Below are 19,431 nucleotides of genomic sequence, written 5' to 3' on the forward strand. Positions count from 1 at the left end.
TTTTTTAGCAAAATAGGTATTAGAAAAGAGGTGTAATCCATTTGCATAAGTTCCTGCGTGCTGTGGGTTTTTCCCAGATCAAAGACAGAAAAGAATTAATAAAACTGATAACCGCATCCATTCAGAATGCTGAGAAAAGATCCTACATAACCACCGGGGACAATGTTATGCTGGCGGAGTTTGCCAAGGATTACGCGGATCGTATAGGTGTGGCTGTCTGCGGCGAGTTCGACGATGAGGACAAATTCATTTACGAATACTATTATCCTTATCTTATTCCCACCGGTGTCAGCACCGAGGAGGATATAAATGTTGAGCGCCACGCAGCCCAGTATTCCTATGCGGGCGTGGTGAACGAGCCCAGGATCGGTGTAACTCTTATCTACTACCTTCAGAATATGGTTCCTTATGTGAAGCTTGAGAACGAGAACAAATTCCCAATCAAGGGAACGAGTCTTAGTCTCTCATCCCTGTCAATCAAGGGACAGATACTGATGCCCATAGCCAAGACCGATGAGGAGAAGGCTGTGGCCAGGAAAAAGAGTAATTACAGAAATAATCTTATTAACAATGCAAGACGAGGTGATGAGACAGCGATCGAATCACTGACTCTTGATGATATGGACCTCTACACATCTATCTCCAAGAAGATAAGGAGACAGGATGTGTACAGCCTTGTGGATACATACTTTATGCCTTACGGCGTTGAGTGCGATCAATATTCGGTTCTCGGCGAGATCACCGAATGCACCGTGGTTACCAATTATGTTACCAAGGAAAAAGTTCACATCATGCGCATCAACTGCAATGACCTTGAGTTCGACGTATGCATTAATGAAGTCGACCTTCTGGGTGAGCCTGCAGTTGGCAGAAGATTCAAAGGAAATATATGGATGCAGGGTGTCATCAATTTTGATGATACTATTAATTAATTAAACGAAAGGAGATTATTAGAATGTCAACACCACACAACAGTGCAGAAAAAGGTGATATTGCTAAGACCGTCCTTATGCCGGGTGATCCGCTCCGTGCGAAATTTATTGCAGAGAACTTCCTCACAGACATCAAGTGCTTTAACGAAGTAAGAGGAATGCTTGGCTTTACAGGAAAATATGAGGGAAAAGAAGTGTCTGTAATGGGACACGGAATGGGAATTCCCTCAATCGGAATTTATACTTATGAGCTTTACAATTTCTATGATGTTGATAACATCATCAGAGTAGGCAGCGCAGGAGGACTTCAGGACAAGGTTAATGTAATGGATATTATCTTTGCCCAGGGTGCTCACACAGATTCCAACTATGGATTCCAGTTTGGACTTCCCGGAACTTTTGCTCCTACAGCAAGCTTTGATATCCTTGAGAAGGCTGTGGCTATTGCTAAGGAAAAGGGCGTAAGATACCATGTTGGAGACGTTCTTTCTTCAGATGCTTTCTATAAAAAGTGCAATGAGAGTGAGCTGTACAGAAACTTTGGTGCGCTTGCGGTTGAGATGGAGACACCGGCGCTGTATATGAATGCGGCGGAGGCAGGGAAGAAGGCGTTGACGATACTTACATGCTCAGACCATCTGTTTAAGAATGAAGAACTTTCCGCACAGGAACGCCAGACCTCCTTCACAGATATGATGGAGATCGCACTTAAGACCGCAATCCAGCTGTGATGCCGGGTGGCGGACAGTGTAATAAAGTACAATAGAGATTATGTCTCTCGGTAATGGAACGCCGGGGACTATAAAGTCCACAAATACATCTCACGGTTCTAAACGTTTCAATGAGCCCTGAACATAAATAGTCGTGCATAAGGCACTCCTATTTATAGGTCTCATTTCCACAGAACCGAAATCGATGAATCTTTGTACTCCATTTTTATTGGGCGTCTTCTGTTAGTAAGTCTTTGAAATTACTTCCTTGTACGATTTCCGTAATCATGTACTTTATTACAACTGTCCGCCTGCGCGGTGAATTCACAGCAGGTAGTATTGCGATTCAAATAAGTGCGATTCTCTTTTGAGGCTACTTTTGACTAAGCACCCCACTTCTATCCGAAATAGAAGTGGGGTGTTTTGGGCCATGCGGCCTTTGAAGGAGGAGGATTTTTGAGGAGATTGTTGGAGCGAGATTGGGAGAAGGAGGTTTTGGGAAGAGGAGGGGGAGTAGTGGTTGCAGGGAGACAGGATAATCGAGGGAGGAGGAGGGGGAGTAGTGGTTGCAGGGAGACAGGATAATCGAGGGAGGAGGAGGGGGAGTAGTGGTTGCAGGGAGACAGGATAATCGAGGGAAGAGGAGTAGTGGTTGCAGGGAGACAGGATAATTGAGGGAGGAGGAAGGGGAGTGTGCAGGAAAAGAGGACGAAAAATCATCGATTTCGGTCCTACGGAGATGAGACCTAAAAAAGGAGTGCCTTATGCACGACTTTTTTGCTCAGGGCTCAGCGGAGTGTTCAGGGCCGTGAGATGAATTTTCGTCCTCCTTTTCTGCACACTCCCCTTCCTCCTCCCTCGATTATCCGTCCGGGTAACCAATACTGCACCGCCGGCAAAACCTTGTGTTGACTAATGGAGCGTATTTGTTTAGTATAGTGGGGAAGTGATTGAAAGTGGGGTAAATATGGGTAATTTATCGATAATTCTGCTCTCCGTAGCAGTCTTTATGGCAATGGTCCTTTATCTTACGATAAATCAGGACAATCGTGAGAAGTGGGTCGGCATTGCTTTTTCTATTGCTTCCCTGGGTGGCCTTTTGGTTTACGGCTACGCATATTCCAAAAGCCCGGACATGGGCGCAGTCGAAGTTCTCCGCACAGTAATTGATACGGGCCGTATGTTTGCCGGCATGAATAACGTTGCGGTGTTCACCGAAGCGGTTGGTGAAGGTTCGCCGTGGCATATCATGTTCTGGGGAGCGCACTTTTTGGCGTATTATTCTATGGCCAGCGTTTTCATCCTGGTTCTGGGTAAGAGTGCCATCAAGAAGTTCAGATCCTGGCTCCTTAGGATCAACGATGTTGAACTCATCTACGGAATCAACGAAAGCTCGCTGGAATACGGCAGAACAGTATCCGAGGGCAAAAGAGTATCAGTTGTGTTTGTTGATACCGACGCCATGAAGTGGGAAGCTGACGTAAGACAGATCGGAGGTCTTATCTACACGGATCCATCCGCCTTAAATCCTGACATACATCTCATTAAGAGGCTGGGAATTAAGAAGGGAAAGAGCAAGCTCCATCTGACAGCGCTGTCCGACAACGCAGATCAGAACTTTGATTATGCCAAGAAGCTTCTTCGCTGCCTTGAAAAAGGCAAAATTAATCCGGAGCAGACAGGTATAACTATCATAGGAAGAGAAGAGCTGGAAGGAATGAGGCTTTTAGCCGGTCCGGGCAAATACGGCTACGGACAGGTTAAGGTCTTTGACAAGACAGAGCTCATCGCAAGACTTTTGATGCAGAAGTTCCCCCTGTGTGATGTGGTGGAATTTGATGAACATGGTAATGCCAGAAACGGCGTTGAGATCCTTCTAGTGGGATTTGGAAGGCTCGGACAGGAAGTTCTGAAAAAGCTGGTTGCCAACGGACAGTTTGAAGGCAGCTCTTTTAAAGTAAGAGTATATGATCCTAAATTCGAGAAGATAGACGGATACTTCAGATACAGATACAATGCTATGCTTGAGAACTACGACATCAAGTTCTTTGCAGAGGATGGAAGAAGCAGACACCTTACGAATTACGTCTTAGACAATGCCGAGACCATCAACTACGTGATAACCGCAGTGGGGGATGATGAGCTCGGAAGAGAGATCGCGACGGATATTCTTGACCTTTTCCATGAGAAAAAGAGGGTGGTTCCTGTATATCAGTGCACATCCGACAGCGTATGGCAGTACAGATACGGCGAGGAGAGAAAGATCTGGAGTCTTAATGATGCTAATATTCTCTACGGCGGCAAGATGGATGACCGCGCCAAGGAGATCAACCACTTCTATCACGGCGAGGAGGGAGACCTTGAGAGACAGTGGGCCGAATGTGACTACTTCAGCCGCATGAGCTGCAGAGCCAGCGCCGATTTCCTTACGGCTCTGTTCAAGAGACTTAGAATTACCGGAGATGACAAGATTTCAGAGGAGTTTCTTGAGAATCTGGCAAGGACCGAGCATCATCGTTGGAACGCTTTCCATTTTTCTATGGGATTTGCCACGATGGATGAAGAAACATTGAAGAAGAGAGCAGAGCTGTTCAAGACAGATACGTCTCTTAGAATATCCAAGGATCTGTCAGCTAGACGCCATGCATGCCTGATTCCATGGGATGACCTGGATGCTTTGTCCGAATACGAGAACAAGGTCACAGGCAAAAACATTGATTATAAGCAGATGGATAGAGATAACATTACTGTTATGCTGAAGCTGCTTGCAGATACATAAGAGGAGAATGAATTAAGTTATGATCAACAACAGTATTATCAAAAGGAAGTTTACAATCAGATTAGTGATTCTGATCATCGGAATTATCTGCGCAGCACTTGTAGTTCCGGTTCAGAAGAAGGTCGACAGTATTAACAAAGCCGGTAAAGATGCAGCAATTTCTTTTGCCGAGGCATATGCAAGCGACATGGTAAGCCCCGAGTACATTAAGGATAATTCCTATGTTGCCTATGTGGATATACAGAACAAGCCCGCTGCATTTGCATATTATGATGACTCAGAGCAGTTTGCTTATGTGTATGATGACAACGGAATGTATATCATCAAAGCTTCCAAGAGTAAGCTTGACTCTCTTAGCAGTGAGGTGGCAAGTAATGGAACAGCAAGAGTTCTGGGTGCGGTAAAAGAGCTGGATGAAGAAGTCATGGATATGGCCTTCGAGACCTACTCTGAGTTTGATATTGAAGATCCTATGAACAGAGAAGAGTTTGATGATTATTTCAAGGGCGCTGCTATCTACGAGGGCTACAATTCAAATGCATCCTCTAATTATGTTTTGCTTGAATTTCTGATTGTTGTTGTGGGAATTCTTTGCCTGCTCGGTGGAATTCCAAGTGTTTTTAGCTATGTTGTTAACAGCAAAAAGCTCACAGACAGCGATAAAGAGATGCTTGCAGCAGAGCTTGAGGATCCAAGAACTGTTTTTATGAAGAAATGCGGTGTATTCTTTACACCCAGACACCTCGTATATGCGGACAACCGCTTAGAGGTTCTTCCTTATGAAGAGATTATCTGGTGCTACAAGTACACCTTCAGATATTGCTTCATTCCTGTATTTAACTGCGTCAACGTGCACACAAGTAAGAAAAAGAAGAAGAGAATCGCATTCATGTCACTCTTTGCTTCTTACCCTGACACGATTGTTAAGGAGCTGTTCACTCAGATTAATTATCACAATCCTTCAACTATATTCGGATATACCAAGGAAGCACAGACCTATTACCACTGTGATTATTGGAAAAATACACAGCAGAGCGCTTGATAATTTTAATATTCAAAAAAGAAGCTCCGACTTTTCCCTTATGGGAAGGGCCGGAGCTAATTATTTGCCAAAAAATAAGTGAAGAAATTTTAGATTGAATCCTTAGCATTCTCCATAGCAGCAATGACTTTATCACAGAACTCATCAAATTCAGGGTCTTCCTGATATCTGTCAGGATGAGACTGTATATACTCAAGTGATAAGCGAACACCTTCATGGAAGGGAACGTTGGTGGTCATCTGAGGAACAAGGCGTTTGAGCTTGCTGTTGTCAAAGAGGACGGATACAGATTTATCTCCGATAAGGCTACCGCGGAAGTCATAGCCGTATTTTGTCCCCACATCTGCAAGAAATTCAGAGGAGACATAATAGGGTTTAAGTTCAACTCCGAGTGCATCAGCGATTGTCTGATAGATCTGATTCCAGGACAGAGCTTCGTCGCCTGTTATCTGGAAAGCTTCGCCGATGGCATGTCTGTTGCCCATAAGTCCTGTGAAGCCGATGGCGAAGTCGCTGTTGAAGGTAAGGTGCCACAGTGAGGTGCCATCGCCCTGAATTATTACGGGCTTACCCTGCTGCATACGTTTAATTACCTGATAAAAACCCTTGTTACCATGTACTCCGAGAGGAATTGTTCTCTCATCATAGGTGTGGCTGGGACGAACGATAGTCACTGGGAATCCGTTCTCGCGGTATTTCTTAAGAAGGAATTCCTCGCAGGCGATCTTGTTTCTTGAGTATTCCCAGTACGGATTGGCAAGGGTTGTGCCCTCGGTGATCACGTGATGAGCAGCGGGCTTGTTATAGGCGGAAGCGGAACTGATGAAGATGTACTGCTTAGTCTTATCCTTAAAAAGTCTGTAGTCTCTTTCAACTGCTGAGACATCGAAGGCAATAAACTCGCTGACAACATCAAAGGTCATGCCCTCCAGCTTATTGGCCACAGCTGCTTCATCGTATATGTCAGCTGTTATAAGATTAACTCCTTCCGGAATGTCATCCTTGCGGTTTCCTCTGTTCAGGAGGTAGACCTCCCAGAGCGGGTCCGAGGCAAGAAGCCTTACGATTCCCATGGAGATGGTTCCTGTGCCGCCGATAAATAGTGCCTTCATGTGTGTCTCCTCCTTTTTTCTGTAAAAAACAGTTGGCTATTGATCAATTGTTTCCGAAGTACTTAAAGCAGAGCATCGTTATGTCGTCGAACTGGGGAGCATCACCAACAAATCCATCGATATCCTTTTTGACCGCCTCGATAAGTGTCTGAGAATCTGCGTCCGGGTTTTTGTTAAGCGCAGCAAGAAGTCTGTCGGTCCCATATAGTGTATTGTCTTTGTCGGTGGCCTCCGGTACGCCGTCAGTGTAGACGAACAGCGTATCTCCGGGCTGCAGCGTAACTTCGTGTTGCTCAAATTTTATACCGGGCATGGCGGCAACTGCAAGAGAATGTTTGTAGATTCTTAGGTCAAAAGAGCCATTGGAGCTTCTTATGACGGGATGCTCGTGACCGGCGTTGGAGATAATTGCTTTTCCTGTGGATATCTCCAGGATGCAGAGCCAGACGGTTGCGAACATTTCGGCGTCGTTACCCTCACAGAGCTGGTTGTTGACATCCCTAAGTATTTCTGAGGTGGAAAGAGAGCCGCCCATCAGAGTTCTGTTTTTGATAAGTGTTTTGGTGATCACCATGAAAAGAGCTGCGGGTACGCCTTTGCCGGAAACATCAGCCATAACCATGGCCATGTGATCGTCATCAATAAGGAAGAAATCGTAGAAGTCGCCGCCAACTTCCTTGGCGGGATTCATAGTAGCGTAGATCTCAAACTCTTTCCTGTCGGGGAAAGGAGGGAAGATACGGGGGAGCATGTCCGCCTGAATCTGGGTAGCTACGTTAAGCTCTGCGCCGATTCTCTCTTTTTCCGCTGTTACGGTCCTTAGATTGTCGATGTAGGTGACGATGTCTTTTTCCATATTGTGGATGGAGAGGGCGAGATCTTCAATCTCATCTCCGGTCTTGATAGTGGTAAGAGCATCATCAACCTGTGCGCCGTTACTGGTGAAATTACCGGCGCTGGTACGGATCTGCATTACCGGATCGATGAAGTTCTTTCTCATCACTTTCCAGTTCATAACGCAGAAGATGATAAGAAGAATCAGGGAGATGAGTATCATATTAAAGATGAACTTGTATAGGATCAGTCGAATCTCATTCATATAGGTATCAACGAAGAGAAGTGCCACAACTGTACCGGTGCTGTCCTTGACAGGAAGGCAGCTGGAGGTAAGAAATCCGTATTTTTTGGAATGTCTCACAAGATAGCTTGTGGGCCGCTGGCCCGTGGAATAGGCATTCCAGATCTCATCAAAGGAAGCAGCGATAGGATCCGTATCTCCAATAAAGGTGTCGGAATCATAGACATAGCGCATGGTCTTATCTTCATAGGGAACTGCGATATAGACGAAGGCAGCGCCTGAGTAATCCTCTACTCTGTGAAGATAGGCATCCATCTCCTCATAGTACTCATCAGCTTCCCAGGTTCGGGTATATTCTGCGATTTTGTCGTGATCGAGGGTATCAAGAAGAATATTGGCTACAACATAGCCTCTGTCGTTATAGATTTTTTCAACGGATCTGTCAAAGATAAGTGAACCTGCGACGCAGATTAGAATGCTGAAAAACAGCGTAAATACGATGATTCCAAGTAATGCCTTTTTGGTAACTCCCCATTTTCTCTTCATAATTTATACCTTCTACAGATAATGTTTTACCTTTATATCATATCATATTTTAGTTGTGGAAAAGAGTGAGAAATAGGTATTTACTGCCCTTAAGAACAATGATAAGATGGTTGATGCCGGCGGTGGGGGAACGCAGGTTATAAGGAAAGAGTAAGGAGAAGGTTACAAATGAAAAGAAAAAAGGTTGTTAAGGGGATTCGTATCGCATTAGGAGTCATAGCCATACTGGTAGTAGTGCTTGGCCTGGTGGCTACAGGAGTTCTCGGTAGTATGGTATCTAAGGGAGTTCTGTATCAGAACGATGGAAAGGATACCCATGACAACAGTTTGAAGCAGCTCGAGACTTGGGAATATGACCTGGAAGGGTTCCTCGCAGCACATGAAGGTAAGGATGTCACTGCAGAGGCAGAGGATGGAAACCGGGTGCCCGGCACATATTTCGGAGAAGGAAATGAGACCTGCGTCGTTCTTGTACACGGAGCAGGCGGAGACAGATATGTAATGTATCCTCTAGCGGAGCAGTATCTCGAGAGAGGCTATGATGTTATCTCAATTGACCAGAGAGGAAGCGGAGTTAACCCTGATCCCAAGGTAACTTTCGGAATTCATGAATCCCTCGATGTTAAGGCAATGGTGGAATTAGCAAGAACAGAGTTGTCATATGAGACGGTTTTTGTTCACGGTCAGTCCATGGGAGGACAGACAGTTGCTCTGTATGCTTCTAATGTAACACCCGGCGAAACAGGCGCAGCAGACGCAGTTGTTCTTGACAGCCCCGTTCCCGGAATGGAGCTGATGCTTCTTGAGATGTTTGGCGATGGAAACACCAAGGATCCTTTTGCCAGATACCTGGCAGCTTCAGGCAAGATCTACATGAAGCTGGTTGACCACATCGATTATGATGACGCTGATACAATCGAGATCGTTAAAAAGGATCAGATTCCTACAATGCTCATCGTTTCAGATAGAGATGAGGTATGCTTACCTGATCAGGAAGAAGCACTTTATGCAAATATTGGATCCGAGAACAAGACAATCATGCACGTTGACAGTGTTCATATCGAGGGCGTTATTGTTGATCCCGAAGGCTATATGAAGGGTACAATGGAGTTTCTTGGATCAATTAAATGATAATTATCGGATTAAGAAATAGTTGAAAAGAAGGCAGGTGCTATGTTGCACCTGCCTTAAGTTTTAGTCATCGCTGTAGTTTTTAAGTGCGTTGGTCATCTCGTTTGCCTCGCCCTTGGAGAGAGCGTAGGAGATAAGGGCTGTGATGATGTAAACTCCTGCAACGCTGAGGGCTACACCACGGACACCGTTTACAGTTAAGCCGAACCAGTTAAAGAGAACTCCCAGGGTCATGATAATAATGCATAGTACAAGGTAGTGTGCGCAGCTAAGCAGGATCCTGATGGGAACTGAGATTGGCTTTTTGGGGTTATAGGAAAAATAGCAGGTGGTCACCAGTGCAGTCACAAAGCTTGCTGCCAGTATCTGGGGAATGATCATAGTTGTGATGGAATCATAGCGAATAATATTGAGTCCCGCAACAATCATAATTCCTGTATTTATAATCAAAAACCATTTAATAAGATCATGAATAAAATCTTTCATAGTCTGAATCGTCCTTTCGTATTACTTTCCAATACCAAGTTTTTTCTTAAGTTCAGGAACATAGCCCCTGGAAATAATGATGTCTTCACCGTTTTTGAGGCTGGCTATAAATCTGCCGTTAAACTCGGGACTTAAGTGATCGATGGACTTAATGTTTACGATGGCATTTTTGGATATCCGAAGAAATGATGAATTGGCAAGGCGCTCCTCAATCTCAAAGAGCTTTTTCCTGGTATCAAAGCAGTCATTTCTGGTATAAGCAAAAACGTGATTGTCCGTTGCATCGAAGTACAGGATCTCCTTGGTGGGCACCATGCGGATACTCTCATCTGCGTAGAGAGCCATGGTATCAGTGCCTGCGCCGTCCTTAAGACGACGAATGGTCCTAAGGACCTCGTCGTCCAGCTCTGCCATCTTTATTATGATTTCATCTTCTTCACCGGGTAACGGTGTCTCAATAGTTATCTTCATTATCTGTCTTTCTTTTTGCTGATTGATAAATACATGGTTGAAAGGGCGATAAATGTAAGCCCCACAAGAACTAGTATACCTACTTTTCCATACTGGGACAATTGGCTGTTTCCAAGAAAAAGATCCATTCCCATGGCCTTGTCAACTTCCTGCCTGATGATCTTAGGAGTTCCGGAAAACAGGGTGTTCTCAAGGGGTGCAAGCATTATTTTTCTAAAAAGAGAAGTGCCGTAAATAAAAGGAAAGCACTTAACTACAAACTGCATGGTGGAACTCATGGAGCCCATGGGGAAATAGATTCCGCCAAAGAATCCGGCCAGTGTACCGAGGATAATGCCGATGCCGCTCCAGGCGCTCTGGCTCTTGATGATGGTAGCAAGAAGGAACATGATGGCGGAATAAACGAAGTTGTTCAGCATGATAAGAAGCATGAGCTTAACATGGACATCAAAAGGAAGTACCGCCATACCCTTGCAAACACCGATAACTTCTGTAACTGCGAAGGTTATGATGCTCATAAGAACGCCTGCAAGCCATGCGCCCGATACATAACCAAGGACGAAAATAGGTTTTTTAACAGGCATTGTGAGCAGAGAATTCAGGCGGTTGCCGGTTCTGTCTTTTATCATGTTGGAGTAAAAAGCATGAGTTACAGTGGATGCATTTATAGTAAGGATTCCGGCGCAGACCCAGAGAAAGCTCATTTGCTCAATTATTACAGCGTCACTGTCACCGCCTCTTCCTGGAACCATCTTAATGGCATCAAGAATGCTACTGTTGTTCATATCACCCAGGAAAAACACCATCAGCATTATTATGATGAGCATTGATAAGAGTGAAAAAAACACTGCTGAATAATCTCTGAAATACAAACCTAAATTTCTTTTATTGATTGCAAGAAAACTTCTCATTACACTGCCCTCCCAAGACCATTTGTCACATTCAAAAATACGTCATCCATTTTGCCCTGAATAATCTCAAAGCCTTCCACGATTCCCCTAAGCGCCCTTGCGGTTTCAGCTGCTGCAAAGGGATTGTCTGATTCAACGCAGCCGCCGTAGGATGTGGCGATCAGGTTGTCTTTTCCAACTACTTCAAGAACCCTGTTCCTTGAGCTTTCGTCAAAGTAGAGCTTGAGACTGTCTTTTGCAAAACGCTCTTTTAATTCAAAGGGGGTTCCCTCAGCCAGCTTTTTGCCCTGGTTGATAATGATTATCTTGTCAGCGGACTGGGCTTCCTCCATGTAGTGGGTGGTGAGGAACACGGTCATATCTGTGTTGGACCTTAGCTGTTCAACAGCCTCCCACACATCAACTCTTGTTGCAGGATCAAGGCCTGTGGTGGGCTCGTCCAGGAATAGGATCTTTGGTGAATGCATCAGCGCAAAGGCTATCTCGCAGCGTCTTTTCTGGCCTCCCGACAATACTCTGTAGCGCTTGTTCATTATGTCCTGGAGCTTCAGGATGTCGGATAGATCGGAGAGTCTTGCTTTTATGGTTCTGTCGTCAAGCCCCAGCATCCTGGACCTTGTGACGATGTTCTCTTTTACTGTAAAAAGATCGTCCAGCACATTTGACTGGTATACAACGCCGATGCTTTTCCTTATCTCCATGTCCTCTTTGCCAAGTCTGTAGCCGCAAAGATAAGCTTCGCCTTCATCCGGAGTAAGGATAGTGGACATCATGTTCACCGTGGTGGACTTGCCGGCGCCGTTGACTCCGAGGAATCCAACGAAATCGCCCTGCTTTATCTCAAAACTGAGGTTGTCTACTGCACGGAATGAACCGTATCTTTTGGCTATGTTTTTAAGTTCAATGGAATTCATAATCTTTTTCGCCTCCCGTATTTGTCTCTCGGTTTCTTTATAATCGGATAATAAGGCAAGGCGGCAAAAGGCGAAACAGATTATGAAATAAGTTGTAATTTTGGAGGGGTAAGTTGCATTTTGATGTGTTTTACATCTCTTCGGGGCATTCCATTCCAAGGAGTGCGGTGGCATCTTTGATGATTTGCTGAGCAACATTCACCAGTTGAAGGCGAGCTATTTTGATGCTTTCATTTTCCTCCTTTAAGATCGGGCACTCCTGGTAGAACTTGTTAAAATCAGTGCACAGGCTTATCAGGTAACGAGCAACAACGGAGGGCTCGTAGCTTTCTGCTGCGGTGGTCACAGCTTTTTCGGATTTTTCTAAATTCATCCTTAGCTGTATCGATTTCTGAGGAATATCGGAATGCATTTAGAGATCAAACAGGCTCATCTGTGTATACTTATCCGGAAGATCACTCATATATCGGAAACATTCGTCAGGGGTTGAGAGGATTCCATTTTTCTTACAGATATCCTGAAAGAGTGCCCTAAGTTCCCTGGAATTAGGGCTTGGAAGCTCATATGCATTTCCGTATTGTCTGATGTATCTTTCTTTCATACCGGGAAAATGCTTATCAAGTGCATCGTAGTAGTATTCGCGATCGCCTTCACGAAGGGTAAGCCCCATACCGAAATCTATGATGCCCTTGACGCCTGTTCTGATACATTCATTCAGGATGGCGGAGATATTGTCTGTAGTGTCATTGATGAAGGGCAGGATAGGAGTCAGCCAGACCACTGTTGGAATGCCTCTTTCCTGCATTATCTCAAGGACTTCAATTCTACGTTTTGTATTACAAACATTAGGTTCAAGAATGCTGCAGAGTTCATCATCGTAGGTAGTAAGGGTAATCTGAACTACGCATTTAGCACTTTTGTTTATTTCTGAGAGAAGATCGATATCTCGAAGGATAAGATCTGACTTGGTCTGAATCGCTGCACCAAAGCCGTACTGTAAGATAATCTCCAGGCATTTTCTGGTCAGCAGCAGATCCTTTTCGCAGTGCATGTAAGGGTCTGACATAGCTCCGGTTCCGATCATGCACTTTTTCCTCTTGGACTTCAGGGCCTTTTCCAGAAGCTCCGGTGCGTTCTGTTTTACCTCAATGTCTTCAAAGGGATGAGTGAACTGATAGCACTTGCTTCTGCTGTCACAATATATGCAGCCGTGGGTGCAGCCACGGTATATGTTCATTCCCTGTAAGCCGTTTTTTCCTGTAAGAATTCCCTTTGCGTCAACAAAATGCATGTTTTCACCTTCCCATCTTGATAAATCAATTTTACCATACTATGTATAAATCCAATGGTCTGTTATAATTACGGGGAAAATAACGGAAAATTAGCATAGGTATTGGAACGAAGAGCATGAATTATTTATATTGTCCCGCAGGGAACTATGAGGATTTCGCCAGTGGAAGAGTGATACATGGCGCCAAAGGAATCCCGAATTTCCCTGTCAGATTAATTGCAGAAATATTTGGTCGGGCGATGGCAGCTTCACCTAAGAAAGACCATCTGGTGGTTTATGATCCCTGCTGCGGAGGCGCATATTCCCTGGCAATCATTGGCTTTTTTTACGGAAGCAGTATTGAAAAAATCTATGGAAGTGATATTTCCGAAGATATGATCGAATGCGCCCGGAAGAACCTTGAACTTCTTACTTATGAAGGGCTGGACAGAAGGCACAGCGAGCTTCAAAAGCTATATGAGGAATTCGGAAAAGACTCGCACCGTGATGCAATAGGGAGCGTAGAGACATTAAGGCAAAGGCTGGGCGGAGAGATCGCGTCAGAGGCTTTTGTCGCTGATTGTACCAAGGCGCTTCCTGACATAAAGCCGGATATAATCATAACGGATATTCCCTATGGGAACCTCGTGGACTGGGGCGGCGAAGGCGAGATAAGAGCCATGATGGAAAGCCTGTACAATATAGCAGGCGATGGTACCATTCTGGCTGTATGTATGGATAAGAGCCAGAAGATCACCAGCGATAAGTGGCAGCGCACTGCCAAACAGAATATTGGAAAAAGGCGATTTGAGATTTTGTGCAAAAAACAGCTATAACCGATTGCGATATATAATTCAGCGGGAGGCGACGGTATGATATCTCTTGTCGGGAGGTTGGAGTAATGAAATACAAAAATGCAAAAGATATCTTTCCGGAGAAACTCCTTAAGCAGATTCAGAAATATGTATCAGGAGAAACCATATACATTCCGGCCGGAACAGAGAAAAAGGATTGGGGAGAGACTTCGGGGTATCAGCAGTTTATCCGTGAAAGGAATGCTGCGATCAGGGAAGCTTTTCAAAACGGAAAAACTATTGAAGCATTGATGAATGATTACTCTCTTTCTTACGACTCTATCAAGAAAATTGTTTACAGTAAGAAGGAGGTTACTATGCTTAAATACAGTGCAACAGTTGAGTCAGCAATTGACTATGGCAAACAGGACAAAATGGATGCCTGGGTGCATCTTTACCTTAATTCGGAGGGAAAGAACATCCCTTTTTCAGATGGACTTAAGCTTTGCGACAGATATTTTTTCAGCCCTGCAAAGTTCCCAATAAGCTTCTTTGAGAGATGCTCGGGGCCTGAAGAGGACATGAAATACCGCGTAGATAAAGGCTGGTGGGAATACAAACTGTCCGAGTTAAAAAAGGCAATTCAGGCGGGAGCTAATATGCCCCCCATCATTGTTAATTACGTAGACGGTAAATTTGAATTAAATGATGGAAACCACAGATTGCAGGCGTATCGCGATCTTGGAACCAAGGAAGCCTGGGCTATTGTCTGGATCACTGAAGAACAGGAATTAAAAGATTTTACCTGCAAATACGGAGAGTATGTAAAAGATTGCACGGTTATCAGAAGATAAGTTGGAGGGAACTTAAATGAAACTATATATTATCACCGGATGCTGCGGCTCCGGAAAATCCACTATGAAGGATGCTTTGGCAACACTTCTTGATAAGGATAAGTACAGCTGTATAGACAGCGATGAAGTTGGCCTTAACTGGTGGGACTATAAGGGAACTGAGCGGGAGTCCAAATATAAGGATGATACTATGGCCAAGGCAGTAGAAATGGCAGGTGGTAAAGACCTTGTTTTTGTTTCCTGCATCAATCCTCAGGACTACATCGCAAGCCAGGAAATCCCTGAGTGTGTCGAGTCAACAGATTTTATTGTTCTTTGCCCTGCTGATGAGGAGATTGTTAAAAGGCTTAAGGCAAGACCTGAGGAGAGAGGTTTTACTTCCGACGAAGTGATCGAGCCTCATGTTGGTTTTAACAGGTGGTTCAGGAAGAACAGAGGAAAGTTTTCGATGTTCATCGACAACACGGATAAGAGTGTCGATGAGACAGCGAAGATGATAGAGGGATTTATTGTCAGGGGATGAATATGATTTGAAGTTATTCGCACAAACCCTTATTACTGCTCGGAAGCAGTTATCATCTGTTCAATCAATACTGCGAACTGTTTCAGCCACGGAAAAACAATCTCAGTGTTTACTTTATACGGTAGTTTCGATAAAACGCTTTCACTTTGAGCTTCCTTTGTCACGCGGATGAGAAAGGAAGCATCATCAATAAGAGTCTCATCACACCATGGCATTTCATCCAATTTGAAACCTGCTGTCCCGGGAGCGATATCATTGATGTCTTTTTGATCCTTCAGAAAAGATATCAAATCCTCCTGATGGTCAGTTTTTTCAAGATCGTTTGCCGCCATTATCAGAAGTTCCAGAAAACAGTCCGTTCCCTGATTGGACATGTCAATCCATTCACTCGTTGGTGATGATTTGCTTAGCTGTATTATGTTGCCCATGGTACCTCCATAAACTCTAATTTATTCTTAGTCTTTTTATTTCAAATATGGCCACATTCTGCAAATATTCGGAAACCGCTAATTTACTGCGTAAATTGCTAATTCCTCATATTTGTTCGGGTCATAAAGTCAAAATGCTTAACATGCAAGCATGTACGCATTTTTGACTTTTGACACCTATATCATTATATACAACTATTAGATGTTGAGAATCATCTTTCTCGCAGATTGCTATGTATTACAGGGGTTTTCTCTGCTACACTTACAGTACAGCTGAATACAAGCACTATTGCAATAGTGGAAAGAGAACAAAATGAATAATCTGGGATCAAAAATAAAAGAACTTCGAATTGCAGAAAATCTCACGCAGGAGAGACTTGCGGAGGAACTGAATGTCTCATTTCAGAGTATCAGCAGATGGGAAAACGGAATATCAACACCGGATATCAGCTTAATACCTGTGATTGCGCGTTATTTCAATGTTTCAACGGATTACCTGTTTGGCCTTCAGGATGAGGAAGCTGAAATCACAAAGTCAGAGTTTGAGCAGAAATACCTGAGCTTTAGAAAAGACGGAGATTTGGATAGAGCCTATGAAGTAATGCTGGAAGCCAGAAAAATGTTTCCAAGGGACCTGCACTTTTGTACTAATCTGGCGGAGATCATGGATCTTTTTGAAGGCGGCAACAGCGCTCAGGTAGCGGTTTATACGCAGCAGCGCTTTTCTGAGCAGATTTTTTCCCTGTGCCGGAGAGTTGTGGAAGAGAGTAAAGATGAAACTGACAGGTCCAAGGCACTATCCATGCTATGTAGCTATTACATGAAGGCCGGGAATGCTTCTGCAGCTATGAAAATTGCGGACAGCATGACAGATATCATGCACTCAAAGGAAGTACTGCTTGGGGAGGTACTTTCCGGAGAGGATAAAAAGAAGCAGTTGCAGGAGAATATATTAACCATGGCGGACTATATTTCCGATACTCTGGTGAAAATCGCATTTCAAAAAGAATATGGGTTTACAACTTCACTAACGCCGGAGCAAAAGCTGGAATATGTATTTGCCGCAAACACTATCCTGACGACTGTTATTTCTGATGGGAATTATCTGGAATACTCAAGGAAGCTTGGCTGGAATTACAGGAGAATCGCTGAATTATATGCGATGATGAACCGGAAAGAGAATGCAATCGAGTATCTCCTGAAAGCAGAAGAGATGGCAGGAGTGTATGACTCCATGGATAAGACAGCGCAGCACAAGTTTACAGCAGCATTCTGTGATCTGGTGGAAAGTGATATGACGAATAACGGAAAGAATTTCGCTGGCACAGAAACCGAAATGTTATCCTATCGTCTTGATGAATTATCCGGTTATTTCGGGGATGATGAGCAGTTCAAAGCTCTGAAGAAGCGCATAGGTGGGAATAAGATAGATATATGAAAAATGCCATCGGATCCGTAGAAATATTGTTTGGTGATAAGACAAGATTATTGTCTATACAGTTGAAGAATAAAAGAATGGCAACTGTTCGGAAACTCCGAATAGTTGCCAAAAAATTCAGGTATTATTTTCTTCTTGTTTTTTCAGTGCAAGATATTTCTCTTTAATCTCTTCAGGTACATCAAGGTCAAGATCAATAAAGTTCTCCATTATATAATCTTCAAGTTTCTGTAATTCTGTAATAGACTCTCTATCTGCACCAAGGACATACAGAGCTATTCCAAGTTCTTTTGCGCGTTTTTCTCTGCGCTCAGTGAATTGTTTGATATCATCAGAAATATTAAGCGGAGATACATAAGGCTTTTTAGGAGTTGGTTTATCCATTGTTGTTTCTATCATCGCAAACACCTCCTTCAAATAACACTATAGACAATTTCTTGCATCATACCCCTTTCACTCAAGTATATCATAAACAGAGTCATTTTTTATATTCATGAAGCATTAAGCTATAGTGTATAAAAATAACAGTAAGTGGATAAATAAACGATTTGTTCAAGAAAACATTAGAATTGTTTAGAACCACGTGGCTGTATTATAGAAAACTGAATCAGAAATGTCAACATGAAAAAAAGAGCCTGGGATGAGGCTTCCTTCGTCGCGGGCTGTCGCCCTATAAAAAAGGATACATAAAAGCTCTTACGTGAGTAAACTCCCGACGAGCTTTTATGTATCCTTTTTTGCATGGCTTGTAGCCTTCGCGAATGTTCCCGATGCGATTCGAACGCACGACCTTTCGCTTAGGAGGCGAACGCTCTATCCTGCTGAGCTACGGAAACATGAACTAACTTAAGTATATTAGCACACTAAGAGCGCGGAATCAAGAATGTTTGAACAACAGATTATCGGTATAGTAAAATAGAGTATATCTAAGATACATTGAGGGAGAAGCGTTCTATGGGGAAAAAAGCAGGAAGGCTGTTAAAAATATTGCTGATTGCAGCTGCCGGAGCGGCAATACTGTTGTTGTCTTCATGCGAAAATGTGCAGAGAGCGAAGACCGTTAAATATATCTCGGAAAAATATACCGTGCCCGATGAGAAACAGCTCATCGTCTACACTTCACATAAGGAAGAGGTCTATCTTCCGATCATTCGCGAATTTGAAAACAGAACAGGAATCTGGGTTGAGGTTCACGCCGGAGGAACCGGGCAGATGCTGGAGCAGGCAAGGCAGGCTTCGGAGAATGGACAGTGCGACATCATGTTTGGGGGCGGCATTGAGAGTTATGAGGCGTCCAAGGATCTTTTTTTACCCTACAGAGCGCAGGACAGGGAGAAGCTTGATCCAAACTATGCTTCTGTGGGCAATTACTATACACCTTTTACGGAGCTGCCTATCGTATTTATCTATAATTCCAAGCTGGTGGCCCAAAAGGACGCACCAAAGAGCTGGAAAGACCTTATGAGCTCAAGGTGGAAGGGCAAGATTGCCTTTGCGGATATGCTTAACTCAGGCACCAGCTATACGATAGTGTCTACTATGGAGCAGCTCTTTGAGGAGCCGGTGGATACTCTTTTGCCAAGGTTCTATGAGCAGCTGGATGGGAAGGTACTTAGCTCCTCGGGACAGATTATTCCCAAGGTGTCAGACGGTAGCTTCCTTGTTGGGATAACATTGGAGGAGACTGCCCGCAAATATATGAAGGCCGGCTACGACATCAGCATGGTCTATCCGTCGGATGGAACCAGCGCTGTTCCTGATGGCTGCGCCATGGTAAAAAATGCGCCTCACTCCTACAATGCGGGGCAGTTCATTGACTTCGTGGTGAGCCTTGATACCCAGAACTACGCTATGGATGAGTTCTTCAGAAGGCCCATTAGGCAGGATATTAGTCTGTCTGCAGGATATGGCAGGATAAAGCAGATTGATTTTGACATTGAGAGATCGGCCCTGGAAGAGCCTGAGATACTGAAGCTCTGGAGCGAGCTGACCGGCAAGGAAGGGGGCTGAGT

Annotated in this window: 21 protein-coding genes and 1 tRNA gene; 11 read left to right on the forward strand and 11 right to left on the reverse strand. The window is 44.1% G+C overall.

Annotated elements, in window-relative coordinates; translation table 11 throughout:
- The first annotated feature begins 41 nt into the window (after positions 1-41).
- The 5 genes from G588_RS0103630 to G588_RS0103650 all read left to right on the forward strand — a co-directional run bounded on the left by G588_RS0103630 (position 42) and on the right by G588_RS0103650 (position 5,463).
- On the forward strand, positions 42-932 hold the full coding sequence (locus tag G588_RS0103630; protein WP_022777399.1) for a DUF3881 family protein: 891 nt from the start codon (positions 42-44) through the stop codon (positions 930-932).
- 23 nt (positions 933-955) lie between these two features.
- Positions 956-1,663 carry a purine-nucleoside phosphorylase gene (gene deoD, locus G588_RS0103635; protein ID WP_022777400.1) on the forward strand — a complete coding sequence of 236 codons (708 nt, stop codon included), beginning with the start codon at positions 956-958 and terminating at the stop codon, positions 1,661-1,663.
- A 435-nt stretch (positions 1,664-2,098) separates the two neighbouring features.
- Positions 2,099-2,227: a hypothetical protein gene (locus tag G588_RS23245; RefSeq protein ID WP_278246665.1), complete on the forward strand. Its 129-nt coding sequence runs from the start codon at positions 2,099-2,101 to the stop codon at positions 2,225-2,227.
- Positions 2,228-2,609: 382 nt separating this feature from the next.
- Complete coding sequence (locus G588_RS0103645; RefSeq protein WP_022777402.1) at positions 2,610-4,421, forward strand: hypothetical protein; 1,812 nt, start codon at positions 2,610-2,612, stop codon at positions 4,419-4,421.
- 19 nt (positions 4,422-4,440) lie between these two features.
- On the forward strand, positions 4,441-5,463 hold the full coding sequence (locus G588_RS0103650) for a DUF6709 family protein (protein ID WP_022777403.1): 1,023 nt from the start codon (positions 4,441-4,443) through the stop codon (positions 5,461-5,463).
- 89 nt (positions 5,464-5,552) lie between these two features.
- Here G588_RS0103650 and G588_RS0103655 read toward each other — a convergent pair whose 3' ends face one another.
- A complete protein-coding gene (locus tag G588_RS0103655) occupies positions 5,553-6,575 on the reverse strand; it encodes an NAD-dependent epimerase/dehydratase family protein (RefSeq protein WP_022777404.1) in 1,023 nt (340 codons plus the stop codon).
- 43 nt (positions 6,576-6,618) lie between these two features.
- Entirely contained in the window at positions 6,619-8,199 is a 1,581-nt protein-coding gene (locus tag G588_RS0103660) for a PP2C family protein-serine/threonine phosphatase (RefSeq protein ID WP_022777405.1), read from the reverse strand.
- A 168-nt stretch (positions 8,200-8,367) separates the two neighbouring features.
- Here G588_RS0103660 and G588_RS0103665 point away from each other — a divergent pair, with 168 nt between their 5' ends.
- Positions 8,368-9,330: an alpha/beta hydrolase gene (locus G588_RS0103665; RefSeq protein WP_022777406.1), complete on the forward strand. Its 963-nt coding sequence runs from the start codon at positions 8,368-8,370 to the stop codon at positions 9,328-9,330.
- 63 nt (positions 9,331-9,393) lie between these two features.
- Here the strand turns inward: G588_RS0103665 and G588_RS0103670 are convergent, their stop codons facing one another.
- The 6 genes from G588_RS0103670 to G588_RS0103695 form a co-directional block, all read right to left on the reverse strand.
- Positions 9,394-9,816, reverse strand: coding sequence for a DUF3021 family protein (locus G588_RS0103670; protein WP_022777407.1), 423 nt, complete (start codon positions 9,814-9,816; stop codon positions 9,394-9,396).
- A gap of 21 nt (positions 9,817-9,837) precedes the next feature.
- Positions 9,838-10,287 carry a LytTR family DNA-binding domain-containing protein gene (locus G588_RS0103675; protein WP_022777408.1) on the reverse strand — a complete coding sequence of 150 codons (450 nt, stop codon included), beginning with the start codon at positions 10,285-10,287 and terminating at the stop codon, positions 9,838-9,840.
- On the reverse strand, positions 10,287-11,198 hold the full coding sequence (locus tag G588_RS0103680) for an ABC transporter permease (protein ID WP_022777409.1): 912 nt from the start codon (positions 11,196-11,198) through the stop codon (positions 10,287-10,289). The genes G588_RS0103675 and G588_RS0103680 overlap by 1 nt, the downstream gene beginning before the upstream one ends.
- Complete coding sequence (locus G588_RS0103685; RefSeq protein WP_022777410.1) at positions 11,198-12,112, reverse strand: ABC transporter ATP-binding protein; 915 nt, start codon at positions 12,110-12,112, stop codon at positions 11,198-11,200. The genes G588_RS0103680 and G588_RS0103685 overlap by 1 nt, the downstream gene beginning before the upstream one ends.
- A gap of 130 nt (positions 12,113-12,242) precedes the next feature.
- Positions 12,243-12,524 carry a DALR anticodon-binding domain-containing protein gene (locus G588_RS0103690; RefSeq protein WP_022777411.1) on the reverse strand — a complete coding sequence of 94 codons (282 nt, stop codon included), beginning with the start codon at positions 12,522-12,524 and terminating at the stop codon, positions 12,243-12,245.
- Positions 12,525-13,403 carry an SPL family radical SAM protein gene (locus G588_RS0103695; RefSeq protein ID WP_022777412.1) on the reverse strand — a complete coding sequence of 293 codons (879 nt, stop codon included), beginning with the start codon at positions 13,401-13,403 and terminating at the stop codon, positions 12,525-12,527.
- Positions 13,404-13,519: 116 nt separating this feature from the next.
- On the opposite strand from G588_RS0103695, the gene G588_RS0103700 reads away from it, so the two are divergent.
- The 3 genes from G588_RS0103700 to G588_RS0103715 all read left to right on the forward strand — a co-directional run bounded on the left by G588_RS0103700 (position 13,520) and on the right by G588_RS0103715 (position 15,553).
- Positions 13,520-14,218: a hypothetical protein gene (locus G588_RS0103700; RefSeq protein ID WP_022777413.1), complete on the forward strand. Its 699-nt coding sequence runs from the start codon at positions 13,520-13,522 to the stop codon at positions 14,216-14,218.
- Positions 14,219-14,283: 65 nt separating this feature from the next.
- Positions 14,284-15,030 carry a ParB/RepB/Spo0J family partition protein gene (locus G588_RS22680; protein ID WP_196804935.1) on the forward strand — a complete coding sequence of 249 codons (747 nt, stop codon included), beginning with the start codon at positions 14,284-14,286 and terminating at the stop codon, positions 15,028-15,030.
- A 16-nt stretch (positions 15,031-15,046) separates the two neighbouring features.
- Complete coding sequence (locus tag G588_RS0103715) at positions 15,047-15,553, forward strand: AAA family ATPase (RefSeq protein ID WP_022777414.1); 507 nt, start codon at positions 15,047-15,049, stop codon at positions 15,551-15,553.
- Between the two features lie 32 nt (positions 15,554-15,585).
- Here G588_RS0103715 and G588_RS0103720 read toward each other — a convergent pair whose 3' ends face one another.
- Positions 15,586-15,981: a hypothetical protein gene (locus G588_RS0103720; RefSeq protein ID WP_022777415.1), complete on the reverse strand. Its 396-nt coding sequence runs from the start codon at positions 15,979-15,981 to the stop codon at positions 15,586-15,588.
- 313 nt (positions 15,982-16,294) lie between these two features.
- Here G588_RS0103720 and G588_RS21215 point away from each other — a divergent pair, with 313 nt between their 5' ends.
- Positions 16,295-17,419: a helix-turn-helix domain-containing protein gene (locus G588_RS21215; protein ID WP_022777416.1), complete on the forward strand. Its 1,125-nt coding sequence runs from the start codon at positions 16,295-16,297 to the stop codon at positions 17,417-17,419.
- Positions 17,420-17,536: 117 nt separating this feature from the next.
- On the opposite strand, the gene G588_RS0103730 is transcribed toward G588_RS21215, so the two are convergent.
- Both G588_RS0103730 and G588_RS0103735 read right to left on the reverse strand, forming a co-directional pair.
- Complete coding sequence (locus G588_RS0103730) at positions 17,537-17,818, reverse strand: hypothetical protein (RefSeq protein ID WP_022777417.1); 282 nt, start codon at positions 17,816-17,818, stop codon at positions 17,537-17,539.
- Between the two features lie 363 nt (positions 17,819-18,181).
- Positions 18,182-18,255, reverse strand: a tRNA-Arg gene (locus G588_RS0103735).
- 118 nt (positions 18,256-18,373) lie between these two features.
- Between G588_RS0103735 and G588_RS0103740 the strand changes: the two genes are divergently transcribed.
- A complete protein-coding gene (locus G588_RS0103740) occupies positions 18,374-19,429 on the forward strand; it encodes an ABC transporter substrate-binding protein (RefSeq protein ID WP_022777418.1) in 1,056 nt (351 codons plus the stop codon).
- The last annotated feature ends 2 nt before the right edge of the window (positions 19,430-19,431 follow it).

The sequence above is a fragment of the Butyrivibrio sp. AE3009 genome, assembly GCF_000420845.1.
Taxonomy (GTDB): Bacteria; Bacillota; Clostridia; order Lachnospirales; family Lachnospiraceae; genus Butyrivibrio.

Excerpts from the sequence above, each read along its gene's own strand:
- G588_RS0103720 (WP_022777415.1), bottom strand. The coding sequence starts at position 15,981 with ATGGGCAACATAATACAGCTAAGCAAATCATCACCAACGAGTGAATGG.
- G588_RS0103740 (WP_022777418.1), top strand. The coding sequence starts at position 18,374 with ATGGGGAAAAAAGCAGGAAGGCTGTTAAAAATATTGCTGATTGCAGCT.
- G588_RS0103730 (WP_022777417.1), bottom strand. The coding sequence starts at position 17,818 with ATGATAGAAACAACAATGGATAAACCAACTCCTAAAAAGCCTTATGTA.
- G588_RS0103655 (WP_022777404.1), bottom strand. The coding sequence starts at position 6,575 with ATGAAGGCACTATTTATCGGCGGCACAGGAACCATCTCCATGGGAATC.
- G588_RS0103670 (WP_022777407.1), bottom strand. The coding sequence starts at position 9,816 with ATGAAAGATTTTATTCATGATCTTATTAAATGGTTTTTGATTATAAAT.
- G588_RS0103695 (WP_022777412.1), bottom strand. The coding sequence starts at position 13,403 with ATGCATTTTGTTGACGCAAAGGGAATTCTTACAGGAAAAAACGGCTTA.
- G588_RS0103715 (WP_022777414.1), top strand. The coding sequence starts at position 15,047 with ATGAAACTATATATTATCACCGGATGCTGCGGCTCCGGAAAATCCACT.
- G588_RS0103645 (WP_022777402.1), top strand. The coding sequence starts at position 2,610 with ATGGGTAATTTATCGATAATTCTGCTCTCCGTAGCAGTCTTTATGGCA.
- G588_RS0103650 (WP_022777403.1), top strand. The coding sequence starts at position 4,441 with ATGATCAACAACAGTATTATCAAAAGGAAGTTTACAATCAGATTAGTG.
- G588_RS21215 (WP_022777416.1), top strand. The coding sequence starts at position 16,295 with ATGAATAATCTGGGATCAAAAATAAAAGAACTTCGAATTGCAGAAAAT.
- G588_RS0103665 (WP_022777406.1), top strand. The coding sequence starts at position 8,368 with ATGAAAAGAAAAAAGGTTGTTAAGGGGATTCGTATCGCATTAGGAGTC.
- G588_RS0103685 (WP_022777410.1), bottom strand. The coding sequence starts at position 12,112 with ATGAATTCCATTGAACTTAAAAACATAGCCAAAAGATACGGTTCATTC.
- G588_RS22680 (WP_196804935.1), top strand. The coding sequence starts at position 14,284 with ATGAAATACAAAAATGCAAAAGATATCTTTCCGGAGAAACTCCTTAAG.
- G588_RS0103690 (WP_022777411.1), bottom strand. The coding sequence starts at position 12,524 with ATGCATTCCGATATTCCTCAGAAATCGATACAGCTAAGGATGAATTTA.
- G588_RS0103680 (WP_022777409.1), bottom strand. The coding sequence starts at position 11,198 with ATGAGAAGTTTTCTTGCAATCAATAAAAGAAATTTAGGTTTGTATTTC.
- G588_RS0103660 (WP_022777405.1), bottom strand. The coding sequence starts at position 8,199 with ATGAAGAGAAAATGGGGAGTTACCAAAAAGGCATTACTTGGAATCATC.
- G588_RS0103700 (WP_022777413.1), top strand. The coding sequence starts at position 13,520 with ATGAATTATTTATATTGTCCCGCAGGGAACTATGAGGATTTCGCCAGT.
- deoD (WP_022777400.1), top strand. The coding sequence starts at position 956 with ATGTCAACACCACACAACAGTGCAGAAAAAGGTGATATTGCTAAGACC.
- G588_RS0103675 (WP_022777408.1), bottom strand. The coding sequence starts at position 10,287 with ATGAAGATAACTATTGAGACACCGTTACCCGGTGAAGAAGATGAAATC.